16 protein-coding genes and 1 pseudogene are annotated in these 18971 nt (G+C 68.6%); 11 read left to right on the top strand and 6 right to left on the bottom strand.

Annotated elements, in window-relative coordinates:
- Positions 1 to 150: 150 nt before the first annotated feature.
- Positions 151 to 1230 carry an FCD domain-containing protein gene (locus ACFVYA_RS21005; protein ID WP_387047133.1) on the bottom strand — a complete coding sequence of 360 codons (1080 nt, stop codon included), beginning with the start codon at positions 1228 to 1230 and terminating at the stop codon, positions 151 to 153.
- 201 nt (positions 1231 to 1431) lie between these two features.
- Between ACFVYA_RS21005 and ACFVYA_RS21000 the strand changes: the two genes are divergently transcribed.
- Genes ACFVYA_RS21000 through ACFVYA_RS20970 form a run of 7 tightly spaced genes read left to right on the top strand, consistent with a single transcriptional unit; the run spans position 1432 to position 9000 of the window.
- Entirely contained in the window at positions 1432 to 2706 is a 1275-nt protein-coding gene (locus tag ACFVYA_RS21000) for an ABC transporter substrate-binding protein (protein ID WP_387047131.1), read from the top strand.
- 20 nt (positions 2707 to 2726) lie between these two features.
- On the top strand, positions 2727 to 3680 hold the full coding sequence (locus ACFVYA_RS20995) for a carbohydrate ABC transporter permease (protein WP_387047129.1): 954 nt from the start codon (positions 2727 to 2729) through the stop codon (positions 3678 to 3680).
- The gene (locus tag ACFVYA_RS20990) at positions 3677 to 4498 is read left to right on the top strand and encodes a carbohydrate ABC transporter permease (RefSeq protein ID WP_387047126.1); all 822 of its coding nucleotides are present in this window, start codon (positions 3677 to 3679) and stop codon (positions 4496 to 4498) included. The genes ACFVYA_RS20995 and ACFVYA_RS20990 overlap by 4 nt, the downstream gene beginning before the upstream one ends.
- On the top strand, positions 4495 to 6423 hold the full coding sequence (locus ACFVYA_RS20985) for a hypothetical protein (RefSeq protein ID WP_387047123.1): 1929 nt from the start codon (positions 4495 to 4497) through the stop codon (positions 6421 to 6423). Before ACFVYA_RS20990 ends, ACFVYA_RS20985 begins: the two co-directional genes overlap by 4 nt.
- Positions 6420 to 7217 carry a ribonuclease activity regulator RraA gene (locus ACFVYA_RS20980; protein WP_387047121.1) on the top strand — a complete coding sequence of 266 codons (798 nt, stop codon included), beginning with the start codon at positions 6420 to 6422 and terminating at the stop codon, positions 7215 to 7217. The genes ACFVYA_RS20985 and ACFVYA_RS20980 overlap by 4 nt, the downstream gene beginning before the upstream one ends.
- A complete protein-coding gene (locus ACFVYA_RS20975; RefSeq protein WP_387047119.1) occupies positions 7214 to 8158 on the top strand; it encodes an aldo/keto reductase in 945 nt (314 codons plus the stop codon). Before ACFVYA_RS20980 ends, ACFVYA_RS20975 begins: the two co-directional genes overlap by 4 nt.
- Complete coding sequence (locus ACFVYA_RS20970) at positions 8155 to 9000, top strand: amidohydrolase family protein (protein ID WP_387047117.1); 846 nt, start codon at positions 8155 to 8157, stop codon at positions 8998 to 9000. Before ACFVYA_RS20975 ends, ACFVYA_RS20970 begins: the two co-directional genes overlap by 4 nt.
- 53 nt (positions 9001 to 9053) lie before the next feature.
- Here ACFVYA_RS20970 and ACFVYA_RS20965 read toward each other — a convergent pair whose 3' ends face one another.
- Entirely contained in the window at positions 9054 to 9689 is a 636-nt protein-coding gene (locus ACFVYA_RS20965; RefSeq protein WP_387047116.1) for an isochorismatase family protein, read from the bottom strand.
- A gap of 109 nt (positions 9690 to 9798) precedes the next feature.
- On the opposite strand from ACFVYA_RS20965, the gene ACFVYA_RS20960 reads away from it, so the two are divergent.
- The 3 genes from ACFVYA_RS20960 to ACFVYA_RS20950 all read left to right on the top strand — a co-directional run bounded on the left by ACFVYA_RS20960 (position 9799) and on the right by ACFVYA_RS20950 (position 14108).
- Positions 9799 to 10761: a GlxA family transcriptional regulator gene (locus ACFVYA_RS20960; protein ID WP_387047114.1), complete on the top strand. Its 963-nt coding sequence runs from the start codon at positions 9799 to 9801 to the stop codon at positions 10759 to 10761.
- Positions 10762 to 11487: 726 nt separating this feature from the next.
- On the top strand, positions 11488 to 13965 hold the full coding sequence (locus ACFVYA_RS20955) for a right-handed parallel beta-helix repeat-containing protein (protein WP_387047112.1): 2478 nt from the start codon (positions 11488 to 11490) through the stop codon (positions 13963 to 13965).
- On the top strand, positions 13962 to 14108 hold the full coding sequence (locus ACFVYA_RS20950) for a hypothetical protein (protein WP_387047109.1): 147 nt from the start codon (positions 13962 to 13964) through the stop codon (positions 14106 to 14108). Before ACFVYA_RS20955 ends, ACFVYA_RS20950 begins: the two co-directional genes overlap by 4 nt.
- 72 nt (positions 14109 to 14180) lie before the next feature.
- Here the strand turns inward: ACFVYA_RS20950 and ACFVYA_RS20945 are convergent.
- The 4 genes and pseudogenes from ACFVYA_RS20945 to ACFVYA_RS20930 all read right to left on the bottom strand — a co-directional run bounded on the left by ACFVYA_RS20945 (position 14181) and on the right by ACFVYA_RS20930 (position 16532).
- A pseudogene (locus tag ACFVYA_RS20945) lies at positions 14181 to 14584 on the bottom strand (winged helix-turn-helix transcriptional regulator).
- 189 nt (positions 14585 to 14773) lie between these two features.
- The gene (locus tag ACFVYA_RS20940; RefSeq protein ID WP_387047107.1) at positions 14774 to 15772 is read right to left on the bottom strand and encodes a family 43 glycosylhydrolase; all 999 of its coding nucleotides are present in this window, start codon (positions 15770 to 15772) and stop codon (positions 14774 to 14776) included.
- Entirely contained in the window at positions 15769 to 16281 is a 513-nt protein-coding gene (locus ACFVYA_RS20935) for a FadR/GntR family transcriptional regulator (protein WP_387047105.1), read from the bottom strand. Before ACFVYA_RS20935 ends, ACFVYA_RS20940 begins: the two co-directional genes overlap by 4 nt.
- Positions 16197 to 16532, bottom strand: coding sequence for a FadR/GntR family transcriptional regulator (locus tag ACFVYA_RS20930; protein WP_387047103.1), 336 nt, complete (start codon positions 16530 to 16532; stop codon positions 16197 to 16199). Before ACFVYA_RS20930 ends, ACFVYA_RS20935 begins: the two co-directional genes overlap by 85 nt.
- A gap of 267 nt (positions 16533 to 16799) precedes the next feature.
- On the opposite strand from ACFVYA_RS20930, the gene ACFVYA_RS20925 reads away from it, so the two are divergent.
- Positions 16800 to 18827 (top strand): alpha-L-fucosidase, encoded by a 2028-nt coding sequence (locus ACFVYA_RS20925; protein ID WP_387047101.1) that lies wholly within the window; start codon positions 16800 to 16802, stop codon positions 18825 to 18827.
- The last annotated feature ends 144 nt before the right edge of the window (positions 18828 to 18971 follow it).

Raw genomic sequence — 18971 nt, 5'->3', positions numbered from 1 at the left:
TAATTCGGCTTTCTGGCAAGGGAAAACAGGGGTGCGGGCGGGCGCGAAACGCCGGACGAGCGGGTAATAGCGGGAATGCGGTCGCGGGTGGCGGTCGTGCTCGCGGCCGGCACCGGAGTTTTCGTGTCCAGTGGGCGGCTTCCGCCGGCCTCATGGCGTCGCCGGGCCGGAGCGGCGCGGGCGAGTGGTCGAGGACTGCCCCATGCCGTGGGCGGTGAACAGGCGTACCGCCTCGTTGGGATCGTGGCCCACCAACGCATCGACGAGTTCGCCGTGCCGAGCCGCCATCAGGTTCCAGTCGCCGGTGAACATCGCGCTGGACACCACCTGCAGCTGCCACAGCGCGGGCTCGATGGTCGTCCACAGGCGCAGCAGCATCGAGTTCCCCCCGAGCGCGCACACCAGCCGATGGAAACGCAGGTCGGCCTCGCGGAACGCGACGATGTCGTTGCTCCTCGCGGCATTGCTCATGTGTGTGACCTCGAGCCGGAGCCTGCTGACCTCGGTCGGGGTCAGCCTGCCGGTGGCCCGGCGGGCGGCGGCGGTCTCCAGCAGCACACGGGCCTCCCGGGCCTCACGGGCTTCGACCTGGGAGATCTCGGTGACGAAATTTCCGAGCCGAGGACGGTGAGTGATCAGCCCCTCGAGGGCGAGCCTGCGGATGGCCTCGCGGGCCGGGGTCTGGCTGGTCCCCAGCGCTCCGGCCACATCGGACTCCACGATCCGGGAGCCGGGCGGCAACTGCCCGGTGATGATCCAACCGCGCACAGCCTCGTACGCGTGGTCCGACAGCAGCGTGGCTTCGCGCGCGACCACCGGGACGGGATCCGGCAGCCGCGGGTGGCGGTGCACGGTCGTGTCGCGGGTGCGCCGGGAAATCGTCGACTGCGACACCCCGAACCGGGCGGCCAGCTCCCGGGTGCTGGCAGGGCGGCCGTCACCGTTCAACCGGGTCCCGTCGAGCAGGCGCGGCCGTCCGCCGCGCACGCCGTCGCGCAGGCCGCTGGATCCCAGGCGAACGAACCGCTGCCGCCACTTGCCGACCGTCGCGGGGGTGATGTCGAGGGCGGTGGCGACGTCCTTGTTGGCCCGGCCGTCGGCGCACAACAGGACGATTTTCGCGCGTAGGGCAAGGTTGGGGCTGTCGACGGAGTCGGCGAGCTCTGCGAGCTGGCGACGCTCTGTCGCGGAGAGCACCAGCGGTACGGGGGGACGTCCGGGGACCGGCATAGTTGGCGATGGTCCAGCCCGCACAGCCGGATGTCCAGAGTTGCTCGACGGACTTATGACTCGATCGACCCTCATCACCACCTATTCGTTGACAACTTCGGCGATCCCGCTGCATCGTCTCCCTTCACCGAACGCGAGTGTTACCGCCACGGGACGGAGCGGTTTCGGGCCCGAGACCGGAAGTAAGCGGAGGACCCCTTAATGTCACGTTCTGTCAGCAGACGGCTCGTCGCCGCCGTCACCGCGGCAGGGCTGCTCGCCCTGTCGGCCTGTGGCTCCGGGTTCAAGGACTCGTCCGACTCCGGTTCGCCCCAGGCGGGCGGCCAGACCGGCGAGGTGCGCGTGCTCGTCAACGTCACCTCGAACCTGACCAAGGACTTCTGGCGCGAGGTGGTCAAGCCTTTCGAGGACGCGCACCCAGGGGTGACCGTGAAGATCGAGCCGGGTGCCCCGTCGGTCAAGGAGGCGCTGCCGCGCCTGCTGGCCGCGGGCGACGCGCCGGACGTCGTCGAGACGCTGAGCGCCGACAAGACGCTGGCCCCGCAGATGCTCGACCTGACCGACCAGCCGTGGGTCAAGGACACCCCGCTGGTCGACGAGGCCAAGGTGGACGGCAAGACCTACTCCGTCGGCGTGGGCGTCCAGGCCCAGTCCCTGGTGTTCTACAACAAGGACGCCTTCGCCAAGGCGGGCATCGCGAAGGCGCCGGCCACGCTCGACGAGTTCGAGGCCGCCCTGGGCAAGCTGAAGGACGCGGGCTACCTGCCGCTGCGCACCGCGGGCAGCTGGGTGACCGGCACCCAGCTCACCGAGTTCGCCGACCCGACCGTGTTCGGCCGGAACCCCACCTGGTACGCCGACGTGCTGGCGAAGAAGACCACCCCGGGCCAGACCTACCTGCCCATCCTCGAACGCTACAAGAGCTGGATCGACAAGGGCTACCTCGACAAGAACGCGCTGGGCCTCGACGAGAAGACCGCGCCCGCCAACTTCTTCCAAGGCAAGTCCGCGATGTACATCCTGGGGAGCTGGTTCGTCGCAACGGCCGACAGCAGCAAGCCGTCGTTCCCGGTCGGTGTCTTCGCCGCGCCGCCGGCGACCGGTGACGCCGCGAGCGCGCCGATGGGCGTGAGCGTCGCGATGCCGTACATGATCACCAAGGGCACCAAGAAGCGTGAGCTGGCCGTCGAGCTGGTCAAGTACCTGACGACCGACAAGGCCGCGATCCAGAAGCAGCTGCGTCAGGACGGCAACCTCCGCAAGGGTTTCGCGGCCGGGCTGAGCCCGCTCGGCACCGAGGTGCAGCGCCTGCTGGACGCCGCGCCGAAGCAGTTCCCGCACGCCGAGGGCCTGGGATCGGTCCGCCTGCCCGCGGGCTTCAACACCGAATGGAACAAGCAGGCCCAGGGGCTGTACACCGGCAAGTCGCCCGCCGACGTGGCCGCAGGCATCGACAGCTGGATGGCGTCGCACTGATGACGCGGAACCTTCTGTCGGTGAGGACCGGACCCGCTGCGGGCGCAGGCGCGGGTCCGGTCCGCCGGCCCGGACGGACGCTCCCGAGCAGGCGTGCAGTCGCCGCCCGGGCCCGGCTCGCCACCGCGTCCATGGTCCTGCCCGCCCTCACGCTGTTCGTGGTCATGATCGTGATCCCGGCCGGGCTGTCGGTCTACCTGAGCCTGACCGACTGGGACGGCTACAGCGCGAACCCCGGCTTCGTCGGACTGGGCAATTACCTGCGCCTCTTCCGCGTGGGCGAGGTGCTCACCGCGGCGGTGACGACGCTGATCATCGCGGGGGCCGGCACGGTCCTGCTCAACGCCCTCGGACTCGGCTTCGCGATGCTGGTGCACCGGAAGTCCCGGCTCAACTCCGCCTTCCGGGCGGTCCTGTTCTACCCCCACGTCCTCAGTGCCCTGGTCGTCGGCTTCCTGTGGAGCGCGCTGCTGGGCACCACCGGCGTGGTGAACACCTTCGTCACCGAGGCGGGCGGTGAAGTCCTGCCGTTCCTGTCCGATCCGACGTGGGCCAGGGCGACGCTCACCGGCGTGATCGTGTGGTTCGGCTTCGGCGTGAACCTCGTGCTCTACATCGCCGGGCTGCAGACAGTGCCCCAGGAGCTGCTGGAGGCCGCGGAAATCGACGGCGCGTCCCGGTGGCAGACCTTCTGGCACGTGACGCTGCCCAGCCTGGCCCCGGTGGTGACGGTCAACATCGTGCTTTCGCTGGTGACTCTGCTCAAGACCTACGACATCGTCGTGTCGCTCACCGGCGGCGGTCCCGCGGGCTCCACGCAGACCGCGGCGTACCTGATCCTGTCCGACTCGTTCGCCAACAGCGCGCTCGGGTTCGGCTCGGCCCAGTCCGTCGTGCTCATGGTGGTGACGGGCCTGCTGGCCCTGACGGTGTCCCGCCTGCGGTCGGGCGCAGACAAGGCGGTGGCGAAGTGAAGGCACTCAAGCTCGGCTTCATGGGCGTGGTGACGGTGCTGATGCTGGTACCGATGTACCTGTTGGTGGTGAACGCGTTCAAGGCGCAACAGGACATCGTCACCGATCCCTTCTCGCTGTCGCCGGACCTGCTGACCACCGAGTACCTGGGCAAGGCACTGTCCAATCCGGACTTCGACATCGTCAAGGGCTACGCCGTGACGATCCTGTTCGTCGTCCTGGTCAACGTGCTGTCGGTCCTCCTCGCGGGCCCGGTGTCCTACGTCATCTCCCGCCGGACCCGGCGGCCGTACCGGATGCTTCTGCTGCTCTTCGTGGCCGGCACGTTCATCCCCAGCCAGGTCCTGCTGATCCCGGTCGTCTACACGCTGAAGTTCCTCGGGCTGATGAACTCCATCCCCGGGTTCGTCCTGTTCGAGACGGCCCTGACGCTGCCGTTCTCGGTGTTCCTCTACACCGGCTACATCAGCACGATCCCCCGCAGCCTCGACGAGGCCGCGACGATCGACGGAGCGGGCGCACACCGCACGTTCTGGTCGGTGATCTTCCCGCTGATGCGGCCCGTAGTGGCCACCATGGTCATCCTCAACACGTTCTCGGTGTGGAACGACTTCGCCAACCCGCAGATCATCCTGGGCCCGAGCAGCGGCCTGTACACGATCACGACCGGCATCTACGCCGCGGTGGGCGAGTACAGCACCGACTACACCGTGGTCTTCCCGACGCTGCTGCTGGCGGCGGCGCCGCCGCTGATCGCCTTCGTGCTGCTGCAGCGCTACATCATCGGCGGCCTGTCGACGGGAGCTGTCAAGGGATGACGAGGATCGTGGCGACCGAGCCCCTCGGGGCAGCACCCACCTGGGCGGTGCTCCAGCGGGTGTTGTTCGATGCGCTGGACGAGGCCTGGCGGGTGTACGAAGCGCGCTACTGCGAGCCGGACGGGTCACTGCACTACACCGGCTCGATGCAGCCGCGCGACGGCGCGGACGACTTCTACGAGGCGTTCACCGGCTGGGGCGTGCTCTACCAGCTGGGCGGATCGGCCGAACTGCTGGCGGCGACGAAGCGGCACTGGGAGGCGGTCACCGAGCAGCTGGACCGGCGCGGTTACCTCGCCGGCGAATTCGAGCTCGGCTACGACTGGTTCCACATCGGCGAGCAGCTAACCGTGTTCTTGTCGCTGTGCGCGGCCGACCCGGCCGACGAGTCGTTCCGCGGCCGCGCCGTCCGGTTCGCCGAGCTGTACCTGCCGGACTCGCCGACGGGGAACTACGACCAGGCCGACCGGATGATCCGGGCACCCCACAACGGCGGGGGAGGACCGCGCCACGGCGTCTGCGAGAACTGGCGCAGCTACGGCGCGGAGCTGACCAACATGCAGCCCTACGGCCTGCCGCTGGAGGACGTCCCCGGCGTGGACAGCTGGGAAGATCTGGCCGATCCCGCCAACGCGGACGCCATGGGCAAGGCGATGTGGGACCGGCTCGGCCAGGGTGACGTCGCGGTCAACCTCACCGCGACCAGCCTCGCCGCCAACGCCTGGCTGTACGGGCACGACGAGCGGTTCCGCGAGTGGGCGTTGGAGTACCTCGACGCCTGGGCGGCCCGTGCGGCGGCCAACGGCGGGATCGTGCCCGACAACGTCGGGCCGTCCGGAGTGGTCGGCGAACTGCACGGTGGCCGCTGGTACGGCGGCAACTACGGCTGGACTTGGCCGCACGGGCTTTACAGCATCGGGATGGCGGTGTGCGTCGCCGTCCTCAACGCGGCGCTGCTCACCGGCGATCCCGGCCGGCTCGACCTCGCCCGGTCCCTGCTTGACCTGGTGTACCGGCACGGTGTCGACCGGCCGGTCGACGACTCGGACACCCCGCTGCGCGCCCGGTGGGCCGCGGAACTGGGGGAGGAGACCGCGACGCCGACCTTCCTGGTGCCCAACCGGCACGGTCTCGGCGGGTGGTTCGACTTCCAGCCGCCGCAGCTGACCATGCCGGTGTGGCTGTGGCAGGCGAGCCTGTCCGACGCCGACTGGAAGCGGATCACCGACCTGCGCGAACGCGCCGGCTACGACTGGCGGACCGTGCACGACTTCCGCAACAAGGAGGACGCGGGCCACGAGGCGCCCTGGATCGCCTACCTCCAGGGCGACAACCCGGACTACCCGGAGCGAATCCTCGGCGTCGCGCTCTCGCAGGTCCGGCGCAGGCTGGCCCTGATCGCCCGCGACACCGGGGAGGTCCGGGACCGCAACATTCACCACTGGCAGCGGCACAACCCCGTCACCACCGAGGCCCTGCTGCAGCTCACCACGGGCACTCCGCAGGTGCTGTTCAACGGCGGGCTGCTGCCCTTCCGGGTGTCCTACGCCGACGCCGAGACCGGCCGCCCCGGACTGCCGGCGGACGTGGCCGCCCTGGTCGACACCGTCGAGGCCGGGCGTACCTGCCTGGAGCTGGTGAACCTCGCCGGGACCGCCACCCGGCGGGTCGTCGTCCGGGCCGGCGGCTTCGGCGCCGACCGGATCGACGAGATCCACTACAGCGGGGCCGAGACCGAGTACCCGGGAGCCCCGACGGCCTACACCGCGCCGGTGGCGCAGCCCGTCTTCGGGACGGCCGCCGTCGGCGCGACCGAGGTGGAGATCGAGCTTCCCCCTGGGCACCGCATCCGGCTCGACCTTCGCATCACGGTGCGCGCCAACCGGGCGCGGCACAGCACGGCAACGACCAAGGGGGCCTCATGAGCACCGGCCAAGACAACCTGCCGAACCGGGTGTGGGACATCCCGGTGCGCGGGGACGCGCCGCCGCCGGCGGACGCGGAGCTGGTCCGCCGGCTCCACGGGGTCAGCGCGGCGACCGCGTGCGCGCGGATGAACTCCCAGGGCGTGCGCCGGACCTGGATCGACGGCCCCGTCGCGCTCAACCGGGGCCAGAAAGCCGTCGGCCGCGCCGTGACGCTGCAGTTCATGCCGCAGCGTGAGGACATCGCCGACGGGGTCACCCAGGAGTACATCGAGCGCACCACCGCGCTGTGGGCCGTCCTCGACGAGATCCAGCCCGGCGACGTCCTCGTCGTGGAAGCCAAGGGCAGCAACACCACCGGCTGCTTCGGCGACATGCTCGTGCGCTACTTCAAAAACCGCGGCGGCGCCGCGCTCATCGTGGACGGCCGCATCCGGGACGTCCCCAGGGTGAGCCGGCTCGACGTGCCGGTCTGGTGCACCGGGGCGACTCCGCACTACGCCTCGCAGACCGAGATGTTCCCGTGGGCCTACAACGTGCCCGTAGCCGTGGGCGGGGTGCTCACGCTGCCCGGCGACTACGTCGTCGCCGATGACGACGGCGCGGTCGTCGTGCCCCGCGGCCGCGCGGAGCGCCTGCTCGCCGACGCCGCCGCCCACGAGGAGTGGGAGGTGTTCAGCCGCATGCGCATCGACCAGGGCGCCCCGCTGCGCGACTACTACCCGCTCACCGAGGAGACCCGGCGCGAGTACGAGCTCTGGCGGGCCAACGGCGCGGGCACCGAGGCTCGATGATCACCACGGTGCGCGTCCCCCGGCGTCCGGGCGTGGTGCTCAGCGGCGTCGGCTTCGGCGCTGCACCGATCGGGGACCTCTACGAACCGATCGGCGACGACCGGGCGCGGGCCACCGTCGACGCGGCGTGGGACGGCGGCATCCGCTACTACGACACGGCACCCCACTACGGACTCGGCCTGTCCGAACGCCGGGTGGGGGCCGCGCTGGCGGGCCGGTCCGGCCGGACGCTGTCGACCAAGGTCGGAAGGCTGCTGGCACTCGACGATGCCGGCGCGCTGCGGCAGGTGCGGGACTACAGCCGCGACGGGGTATCGCGGTCGCTGGAAGCCAGCCTGCGCAGGCTGGGCGTGGACCGGATCGACATCGTCTACGTGCACGACCCCGACGACCACTGGGAGCAGGCGAGCGCCGAGGCCGTGCCCGCGCTCTGCGCCCTGCGCGACCAGGGGGTGATCGGCGCGGTCGGGGTGGGGATGAACCAGTCGGCGATGCTCGCCAGGTTCGTCGCCGAGACCGATGTCGATCTCGTCATGTGTGCGGGCCGCTTCACACTGCTGGAGCAGCCCGCGCTGGCCGACCTGCTGCCCACCGCCGCCGGGCGGCAGGTCGGCGTCATCGCCGCCGGCGTCTTCAACTCCGGTGTACTCGCGCGGGCCGAGCCGCCTCGGGACGCCCGGTACGACTACGTCCAGGCCCCGGCCGAGGTGCTCGCCAAGGCCCGGGCACTGGCCGACGTCTGCCGCGAGCACGGCACAACCCTGCCCGCCGCGGCCGCGCGGTTCCCCCGCACACACCCCGCGGTGCTGGGCGTCGTGCTCGGGATGAGTTCGCCCGAGGAGGTGCGGCAGAACCTCGCGCTGCCGTGCCCGCCGGACGAATTGTGGGCCGACCTGGTCGCCCGCGGCCTGCTGTCGCCGCGCTACGCCGGGGTGGTGTGACCGTGCGCCTGGACGCCCACCACCACCTGTGGAACCCCACCCGGCGGCGCCCGTTCCTGGACAGCCCGGGGCTCGCCGCCATCCGCGGGCCCTACGGGCTACCCGAATTGCGTGACGTCGCCGAGCGCTGCGACATCGACGCGACGATCCTGGTCCAGACGATCCCGGACGAGGCGGAGACCCTCGACTTCCTCGAGCTGGCCGCGGACAGCGCGGGCCTGGTGGCCGGCGTCGTGGGGTGGGTCGACCTCACCGGGCCGGACGTACCCGACAGGCTCGCCGCCCTCCGCCGGGCACGCGGCGGGGCGCAGTTGTGCGGGGTGCGGCACGCCGTTCAGGCCGAACCGGATCCGAACTGGCTGGACCGGACCGACGTGCGGCGCGGCATCGCCGAGATCGGCCGCTCCGGGCTGACCTACGACCTGCTCGTCAAGCCGCCGCAGTGGGACGCGGCGTTGCGGCTGGCCCGCGACCTGCCCGAGGTTGACCTGGTCGTCGACCACGCGGGCAACCCGCCGGTCGCCGGCGACCTCAGGCCGTGGACCCGGTGGCTGACGGCGCTCGCGGAACTGCCCAATGTGTACGTCAAACTCTCCGGCCTGCTCGGGCTCGGCCCGGTCGACGAGGTGCTCCCAGTGGTCGACCACCTGCTCTCGGCGTTCACCCCGTGGCGGGTAATGGCCGGCTCCGACTGGCCGGTGTGCGAGCTGTCCACCCCGGCCGAGGCCGTCTGGCACATCCACGAGGCGGCGACCGTGGGACTGGCCGCCGCCGAACGCGCCGCTGTCTTCGCGGGTACGGCGTCCGCTTTCTACCTGTCCTCGGCGGGCCGGCCCCGTTGAGGACCGGCGCAACAACGACGTCCCGTTCGATTAGGGGCCACCCTCCATCCGGTCTAACCGGCGAACGCTGCTCGTCCTTGCGCTGCCGAGGTGGCGAGGTCGCTCTTGGGGAGCGGCTCGCCCGCTCCCACCGCGGTGGCCCACGCCTCGGTGGTGGCGACCGCGGCGAAGTTCGACTGCAGGAGCACCATCAGGACCTCGTGGAGCTTCGCGGCCGGCACCTTCCCGGCTTCGTTGGCGAGGTGGATGGCGCCCGACGCGTCGGACAGCACCTCGGCGGCCAGCCCCAGTTCCTCGGCGCCGACGGCCGTCGCGATGTCGCAGTTGTTCGTCATGTAGCCGACGACGGTCACGGTGTCGACGTCGTGGCCGGCCAGCCACGCCGCGACGTCGGTGCCGGCGAAGACGCTGCTCTTCTCCTTGACGACGCGCTTCCAGCCCGGCTGTACCCGCTGCTCGATCTCCGGGTGCAGCGACCAGCTCGGGCTTCCCTCGCCGAAGACGGGCGCCCCCTCGGGGAGCTGGTGCTGCACGATGACGACCGGCAGGTTCTCGCGTTCGGCGACCTCGAGCGCGCGCACCACGTTGGCGAGCGTCGCTTCCCGCGGTGGGGCTTGGATCCGGAGCGTTCCGTCGAAGTACTCACCCTGGACATCGACGACGATCAGTGCGCGGCGCGGCGCGGCCATCCGTTCTCTCCTCAGTGTGGTGACAAGTTGTCAGCACCCAGCTTCGCGCGGCGAGTTCGGGTAGCGTGAGTGGCGCAAAAGACATCTCTCGATGAGATTGGGCCAGAAAATGCGGGTTGCCGTTCACGCCTTCGACGGCGTGACGATGTTCCACCTCGCCGCCCCGCTGCTGATCTTCGGCGAAGTCAGCAGGCAAGAACTGGCGCCCGCATGGACCACCACGGTGTGGACTGACGACGGGCACGGCATCCGGACCGCGGAGGGGTTGCGCGTGGACGACGTGGCCGGGCCGGAAGTGGTCGAGCAAGCCGACCTCGTCGTCCTTCCGTCCTGGCCGGACGACCTCCCGCCGGCCGGAGAAAGCTTCAAAGCACGGATCCGCGCGGCCCACGCCCGCGGGAGCCGCGTCGCCGGCCTGTGTCTCGGTGCCTTTCCCGTGGCCGACACCGGACTGCTCGACGGCCGGGAGGTCGTCACCCACTGGGCCGCGGTCGCCCTGCTCGGGAAGCGGCGCCCCGAGGTGACGATCAACGCCGCGGCCCTGTACCTCGACCACGGGGACGTGCTCACTTCCGCCGGTACCGCCTCCGCGATCGACGCCTGCCTGCACATCGTCCGCACTCACCTGGGCTCGGCCGCCGCCGCTTCCGTTGCCCGTCACCTCGTCGTCGCGCCGCACCGCGAGGGTGGCCAGGCGCAGTACGTCGAGCGCCCGATGCCCGAGCCAGGGGGTGTCGCGCACCTGGGGCCCACGATCGACTGGGCGCTCGGCCGCCTGAACCGGCGGCTCTCCGTCGACGACCTCGCCGCCCACGCGGGCATGAGCCGGCGCAACTTCACCCGCCGGTTCGCCGAAGTCACCGGCTCCACGCCCGCGCGCTGGGTCCTCGCTCGTCGTCTCGACGAGGCCCGGCACTTGCTCGAGACCACGGACACGCCCATCGCCCGGATCGCCGCAGCGTGCGGGTTCGCCAGCGTCGTCACGTTCCGGCAGAACTTCGTCAGCGCGTACTCGACGACTCCGACGTCGTATCGGCAGCGTTTTGCCCTGGTGCCGGATGGCCTTTCGTGAAGGCTGCCCGTTTCGCCCGGCAGCGAGGTGACGTGGGTCCGGCTGTCCGCGACGCAGCCTCCCGGCTTCGTCCGGATGGGACGTTTCATGGCGATGCTGGGGCCGGGTGGTGTGGGAAAAACCCGGTCCGCCACGCTACCGGCAGTGACTCCGGATAGTCGGTTCGTTCGGCTCGCTGCGATGAATCCGTGCAGACTTCCCGATCGAAAGTGTCGAAGACATCCGATGAAAGCGTTCGGTGGCGAGCGCCTTCAGCGCTTGTCATCGTGTGGTCCAACCGAACGGGGCAAATTCAGCCGATGTATGGGTTGCGCGGAGCGTCGCGATGCTCTCTAATGTGCACGATCTCGAAGGAGCTAGCCCGCTTCGACCACCACTCTCCGTCACTTCCGTAGTCGAACTATCCCAGTTGTCGACAGCCGCCGCGGCGCGTTTTCTGACGCACACCGGCGCACGTGCTCGGTCGCCGCCGCCGTGTGTGCGTTCGCAAGGCACACCCGTTCGCTTTGAGGAGCATTGATGCGCACGCGTTCATGGCCGCACGCAAAGCGTCTGATGGTCGCCGCCCTGACGGCCGCCGTGGGGCTTGCGGTGCCCTTGCCAGCCACCGCGGCTCCGGCGACGGAGCTGTATGCCGCCCCAGCAGGTTCCGGGCAGGCGTGTACGCAAACGGCTCCCTGCAGTCTGGCCGGTGTCCGGAACAAGGTGCGCGGGCTGGTCGGCTCGATGACCGCCGACATCAACGTGCGCCTGCGCGGTGGCACCTACCGGCTGGCGGAGCCGTTTACCCTTGGCCCGGGGGACTCGGGTGCCAACGGCCACCAGGTCGTGTACTCGGCCTACCGGACAGAGCGGCCCGTGTTCAGCGGCGCACGTCAGGTGAGTGGCTTCCGCCTCTACGACGGCTCTCGCAACATTTACCGGGCTGCCGTGCCGCCCGGCACGAAAAGCCGCCAGCTATTCGTCAACGGACTGCGGGCCCAGCGCGCCCGTGGGCCGCTCGACCCAGGCGGGTTCACGCTCAAGAACTCCAGTTTCATCACCGGGGACACTGCGTATCGATCCTTCACCAACGCCTCCGCGGTCGAGGTGGTCTACAACCGCGACTGGAAGCACATGCGGTGCCCGCTGGCAGGCATCACCGAAGCCGCAGGCGGCGGTTCCAGCCTCGACGTGGCACCGGACTGTTTCGCGAACAACAACACCTCGGTGCCGAACCTGGGCTTCCCGTTCAACGGCGCCGGGCTTCCGAAGCTCGAAGGCGTCAGCTGGGTGGAGAACGCGTACCAGCTGCTCACCGAGCCTGGTGAGTTCTACCTCGACACCACCGCGAACTACCTGTACTACAGGCCGCGTCCCGGCGAGAACCTCGCCACCGCCCAGGTCGAGCTGCCGGTCCTGGACAAGGTCGTCGACCTCAGCGGAACGCCGGGGCACCTGGCACCCGTCAACGACACGGACCCGCGCGCGACGTACTCGCCGTCGTGGCGAACCTCCGGCGGCCGCCCGTACGGCGACTTCGACAACGACGTGCACTACACCACGGTCAACGGTGACTCGATGACTTTCACCTTCACCGGTACGGGCCTGGACGTGCTCACCGAGGTCAACACCGACGCCGGCGCCATCGACGTGTACGTCGACGGCACCAAGGTCAAGACGGTGTCGGCGAACGGGCCGGTCCGGCTGGCGCAGCAGCCCGTGGTGTCGGTGACCGGTCTGCCCCCTGGCAGGCACACCGTCAAACTGGTCAAGGCCGGCGGCGACTACCTGGTGGTGGACGGATTCGTGGTGATCCCGGACCGGATCGCCCCGGTGCACGACATCACCTTCCGCGGGGTCACCTTCGCGCACACCACTTGGAACCTGCCATCCACCGCCGGCTACCTCGACAACCAGGCCGGTGTGCTGTGGGACGCCGCCACGCGCCGCCCCATCCGCATCCCCGCGGCAGTGCAGGTGCATCGCGGGCGCGACATCCTCTTCACCGACGTCGAAATCGCCCACACCGGCGGCACGGGCATCGACCTGGCCGACGGCACCCGTGAGTCGACGATCACCAAGAGCCGGATCCACGACACGTCCGGTGGCGGTGTGTCCCTCGGTGAGGTCGACGACTACTACGTCACCGACCCGGCCCGGATGACCAGCAACGACACCGTCTCGCAAAACGTCATCGAGTACGTCGGTCAGGACTACCAGGACGCGGTGGGCATCTGGGCCGGCTACACGCGCGGCGCCACCCTGGCGAACAACGAGATCGCGCACACCCCGTACTCCGGCATCTCGATGGGCTGGGGCTGGGGCTGGGCCGCGAGCTGCGAACTCCAGGCGAAGCAGAACAACTTCCCGGTCGGCTCCTGCCGGCGCGGCACCGATTACGCCGGTGTCAACAAGATCGTGGAGAACTACGTCTACGACGTCATGGGCGTGCTGCACGACGGCGGGCACATCTACACCAACGGCGGTCAGGGCGGTCACGACGACACGCTGACCTCGGAATTCCGCGGCAACGTCCTGAGCGGCGGCACCCACACCAACAACATGATCTACCAGGACGAAGGCAGCTCGAACTGGAACACCCACCACAACGTCATCCACTTCGCCAACGGCTCGTGGACCGGCATGTGGACCCCCACCATCCACGACATCCGCATGCACGACAACTTCCACGCACCGGCGGGTAGCTACAACAACGGCACCAACGTCGTCCTGACCAACAACACGGAAGTCAAGAACGGCGACTGGCCGCCCGCGGCCCGAGAGATCATCAAGGCCGCCGGCCTGCCCCGCGAACTGCGAGCGAACCGGAGCCGCCTCGACGACTTCGACCTGTCCATAGAATACCGCGGGTCGTGGATCGCCCCGGGGTTCCGCGGCCTCGGCGACTTCCACGAGACCGTGCACGCCGCGCACAACAACGGCGACTCGGCCACCATGACGTTCACCGGCGCCGGCGTCGGTGTGATCGGAGAGAAGAACTCCGACCAGGGCGACATCGAGATCTTCGTCGACGACGTGTCCAAGGGTGTGATCAGCACATCGGCGACCAGCAGGCAAGTCCAGCAGACGCTGTACACCACCGACGACCTGGACCCCGCCACCCCGCACACCATCCGGGTGGTCAAGCGCAGCGGCCAATACGCCACCCTCGACGGCTTCCTCGTCCGCGGCATGCCCTGCGGGACAAGGAGTCCAGCATGACCTCGGTCGTCCCGGCCACGGCGGCCGGCGGCGGTACACAGGTGATCACCCTGTCCGGCACCTCGCTCCACCAGAGCGAGACCGTCCGGGTCACCCCGCGCGGCGGCGCACCGAGCCGAGACGGTCAAGACCGTCTCGGCTGACCGCCGGTCTTCATCGTGGTTCGTGCACAACGCTGACTCGGGCCATCCATGGAGCCGGTGGAACCGCTCACCTCACTCGGCAGCGACGGGTTCCGGGATCGACATGGCCGAGGTACCCATCGCGTCGAGGACGTCGCGGAGTCCTTCGCCGAGGGCGGTGAGCCGGTATTCGACGCGTGGCGGATCTCGGGGTAGGCGGTGCGGATGACGATGCCGTAGGTCTCGAACTGGCGTAGCCGGCTGGTCAGGGTGTGCGGGCTGATGCCCGGCAGGGCCTCGCGCAGTTCGGTGAAGCGGCGGGGACCGGTCAGGAGCTCGCGCACGACGAGGGTCGCCCACGGCCCGTTGAGCAGGGTGAGAAACCGGGCGACGCCGCAGTCCGGCAGGCAGGAGTTCGTCACACGGTGCAGCTCCCGCTGGGTGTTCGTCGCCTCCTCAACGAACTCGATTGCACGCTGTCGGGCCAACAACCCCATTGTCAGCTACGTAGAGCCGAGGAGGCGACGAGGCCCCCGACCCACTTGACAAAATCCGTCTTACGCTGGTGTCGGGCCGGAAACACCGATCCTGAAACAGTCCCGCATCAAGCTCGGTAGCGACTGGCGGGCCGGCAACGACATCGATGAGACCATCGACTGGTTCCGCGCTACACCAGACGAATCCGATCATGACCTGGGGGACACGCCCCAGGTTGTTTGGCCGGTTCCGGTGTTGATCGTCCACGTGGGACGAAAGACGGGCATCGAAAGCGACGTCCCGTTGACCACGAGTGGTTGCCACACATATGTCGACGCGCTCAGGTCGCCGGCGTTCCACCGGTCGCCCATGAACATGTAGGTCGTCGCACTGCTGCCCTGGACGGGCAGGACGTAGGTGGTCTGGGAGTTCCAGGTTTTCGTGCCAGCAGGTGCCAGGTTGCCCTGCAACGTCCACGGACCCGCGAGCGACGTGGCCGTGTAGTAGCGGTTGTCATTGGTGGCCCATCCCGTTCGGCCCGAGAACAGGAAGAAGTAGGTACCGTTCGCCTTGAACAGTGCGGGCGACTCGCAGTTGCCGCACATCTTCGACAACGGCTGCGACACCGCGCTCAGGTAGTCGGGCGCGAGCTTGAAGATGTTGCCGTTGTGGGCGATGACGTAGCCCGTGCCGTCCGAGTCTTGGAAGGACCCGCTGTCCCAGTACTTGAGCGTCGAGCCATTCATCTTCATGCGGCCGCGGTAGGTGTAGTCTCCGCAGACGGTCGAGCTGGTCGCGACACCGATCGCCTGGTCCTTGTACGTCAGGTTGTCCACGTGCATCGTCTGCACGTACTGCTTGGTCGTGCGGTTGTAGAGGATCTTGGGGCGTTCGACCACGCGGTGCGGCCCCAGGTCACCGCTCGCCTGTCGCACCAGCGTGTTACGCACGAACGTCCAGTGCTGCAGGTCGGTGGACGAATAGCAGGCGTTGGCCCGGAACGCGCCGTCGACGCCCTTGGACTCACCGATCCAGTAATAGGTGTTGTCGACCTTGATCATCCCGCCGCCGTGGGCATTCACCACGTTGCCGTTGGTGTCCTGCCAGGGCACACCCGACGTGATCTTCCCGGTGGCTGTGGCATCGGCGGTTCCGGCCATGAGGATCATGGCTGCCGCGAGCGCCGATGCGGCGGCGATACGGCTCATGAATGAACCGTACCGCTTGCTGTACGAGGCGGAAGGCGCATTCTGGATTCGACTTGATTCGATGTTGTTCGCCCACGGCGGTCCGCGTCGTGCACTCGGCGCAGCCACTGGTCGGTGGTGCTGACGTGCAGGAGGGCTGCGGCCTGGGCGTGGTTGGCGTCGCGGTTGGCGAGGGCGTTGTAGATCGCCTCGTCTTCGGCGAGGGTGCGGTCGGCGGCGTTGGCCTCGACCATGCCGCGCCACACCCGGGCGCGCAGTGTGCTGCTGGAGATGTTGTCGACGAGCGTGGTCAGTGCCTCGTTGCCGGTGGCCGCGACGACCGCGCGGTGGAACGCGGCGTCGTGTTTGTTGAGTAGTTCGACATCCTCGGCGGCGGTGTGCATGGCGTCGAGGTGGCCATTGATCTCGGCGAGTTGGTCGGGTGTCATCTGGGCGGCGGCGAGGCCGGTGGCGACCGGCTCGAACAGCCTGCTTGCCTCGGTGAGCTCCAACAGCGTGTTGTCCTGCATGAGTTCGACGGCCAGTCCGAGCCCTTCGAGCAGCTCGGCCGGGGCGAGGCTGGTGACGTAGGTCCGTCCCCGTGGCGCACGTCGAGCACCCAGGTCACGGCCAGGGCTTTGACCGCTTCACGCATCGGGCTGCGGGAGATGCCCAGCTCGGCGGCGAGTCGCGGCTCGGGTGGCAGCTTCGAGCCGGGCGGAAGCTTCCCGGACTGGGTCAGCGTCCGGATACGCGCGATCGCCTCGGCGGTCAGCGGCATACGTCGACTGTATCGCGAGACATCGGACCTTAGCCAACCCTCGGCGCGAAGACATCGTATGTATACCGACGTTTGCCCCGTGCAGGCGGCCCATCGGACTGAACTCTGGACTTAACAACAGACTTCCTCTACACATATATCTGATGTCTGTGTTCGGTTGGTCAAGGTGGACCGCTGCCACAGAACCGGTCCCGACGTGGATGCGGACGGGACGCGGAGCACCTTGAGTCGGACGCGGACCTTCGGACCAAAGGAGGTCTCCCCGCCATGTCCACTTTCGACCGTCGGAAGATGTTGGGTCTGCTCGGCGTGAGCGGTGCCGCGGCTGCCGGTCTATTGCCCGCCGGTGCCGTCTGGGCCACGGACGGCCCGTCCGGCTACACGCCGACGTGGGGGTCGGTCGACCAACACCCGGCAGCCCCGGAGTGGTTCCAGGACGCCAAGTTCGGCATCTACTGGCACTGGGGGGCGTTCACCACCCCCGAGTACGGGTACGAGTGGTACGGCCGCGAGATGTACAACGACGGTACCGGCATCAACAACCACCACAAGGCGACCTACGGTGATCCCCGCACGCAGTGGGGATACGACAAGTTCATCGACGGCGGCGTCGACAAGGCCGGCAACCGTGTGCAGTTCCGGCCGGTGCTCAAGTCGCAAGGCGGCAAGTTCGACCCGAACGAGTGGGTCCAGCTGTTCAAGAACGCGGGCGCGCGGATCAGTGGGCCCGTCGCCGAGCACCACGACGGCTACTCGATGTGGGACAGCCAGGTCAACGAGTGGAACTCGGTCGATCGCGGCCCACGACTGAACCTGCTGAAGCTCTTCGCGGACGCGGTGCGCGGGCAGAACATGAAGCTGTTCGTCGCCATGCACCACTCGTTCAACTACAACGGGTTCTTCCGGTTCGTTCCCCAACAGTCCGACCCGAGCCTGAAGAAGCTCTACGGCCAGCTTTCCCGAGCCCAAGAGGACCAACTCTGGTTCGACAAGCTCAAGGAAGTCATCGACCAGGCCCAGCCGGACGTCATCTACCACGATTTCGCCCTCGACAGCCCCGGCTACTGCCATGGCGACCCAGGCCCGTGCGCGGTCGTCGAGCAACAGCGCCTGAACTTTCTGGCCTACTACTTCAACAAGGGCCTGGAGTGGGGCAAGGACGTCGTCACCACTTACAAGCACTTCGACCGAGGCTTCCACAACGCCAGTGCGGTCGAGGATTACGAGCGCGGCGGCCCGGCGGATCTGGTGTACCCGTACTGGCAGACCGACGAGTCGATCTCCTCCGGCACTTGGAGCTACACCAAGGGGATCAGCTACTACACCTCCCAGCAGATGATCCACCAACTCATCGACCGGGTCAGCAAGAACGGCAACATGATGCTCAACGTCGCCCCAACCGCCGAAGGGGAGATCCCGCAAGCACAGCGCAACGTGCTGAACGACTTCGGGGCTTACCTGAACCGCAACGGCGAGTCGATCTACTCCACCCGGGCGTGGGCGGTCTACGGCGAGGGTCCGACCAAGATGGGCGGCGGCTCGTTCGTCACGCCGAAGGTCGGCACGAACACCGACATCCGGTTCACGCGGAGCAAGGACAACCGCGTCCTGTACGCCACCGTCCTCGGCTGGCCCACCGGCACCCTGAACATCACCACCCTGAACTCGAACCGGATCAACCTGGGCACCCTCACCTCGGTCCAGCTGCTCGGCTCGACCGCCGGTACCTACGTCAACCTGCCCAGCCGAACCCACGACGGCTCGGGCCTGCGCATCACCACGCCGCCGAACGCGCCGTACAGCGCACCCGCGTACGTGGTGAAGCTGACCTTCTCCGGCGCCATCCCCACCCTGGGCGGCGGCACCGGTGGGACCATCCCCACCGGGTGGGCCCGGATCACGAACGTCGCCACCGGGCTGGTCCTCGACAGCGGCGGCAACGTCGCGTCCGGCTCACCGCTCAAACAGTGGAACTCCGGCAGCAGCTACAACCTCCAGTGGCAACTGGTCGACGTCGGCAGCGGCTACTACCGCCTGGTCAACCGCACCAACGGCATGGTCGCCGACAGCGGGGGCGACACCGCCAACGGGGCAATCGCCAAGCAGGCACCCTGGAACGGCGCCAACAACCAGCAATGGCGGCTCAACAGCATGGGCAACGGAAACTACCAGATCATCAACCGCGGCACCGGCACCTGCCTGGACAGCGGCGGCGACACCACCGCCGACTCTCAGGTCAAGCTCTGGGCGCCACAGTCCAGCACCAACCTCCAATGGACCATCACCGCAGCCTGAACTCCGACCACTGCCCATCGATGCCTGCTCGGCGAATCCATCGAATGCCGCACCTCCCTCGGCCGACCCCGGGGCCAGATTTTGGCATTCCCCGCCGTGCGCTCCACCCACATAAGGTCTTGGTGAAAGGCGTACCCGGGCTGG

The organism is Amycolatopsis sp. NPDC058278, assembly GCF_042881395.1.
Taxonomy (GTDB): Bacteria; Actinomycetota; Actinomycetes; order Mycobacteriales; family Pseudonocardiaceae; genus Amycolatopsis.
Note: the sequence above shows the minus strand (reverse complement) of the source record. Positions and strands in the feature narration are given on the sequence as shown.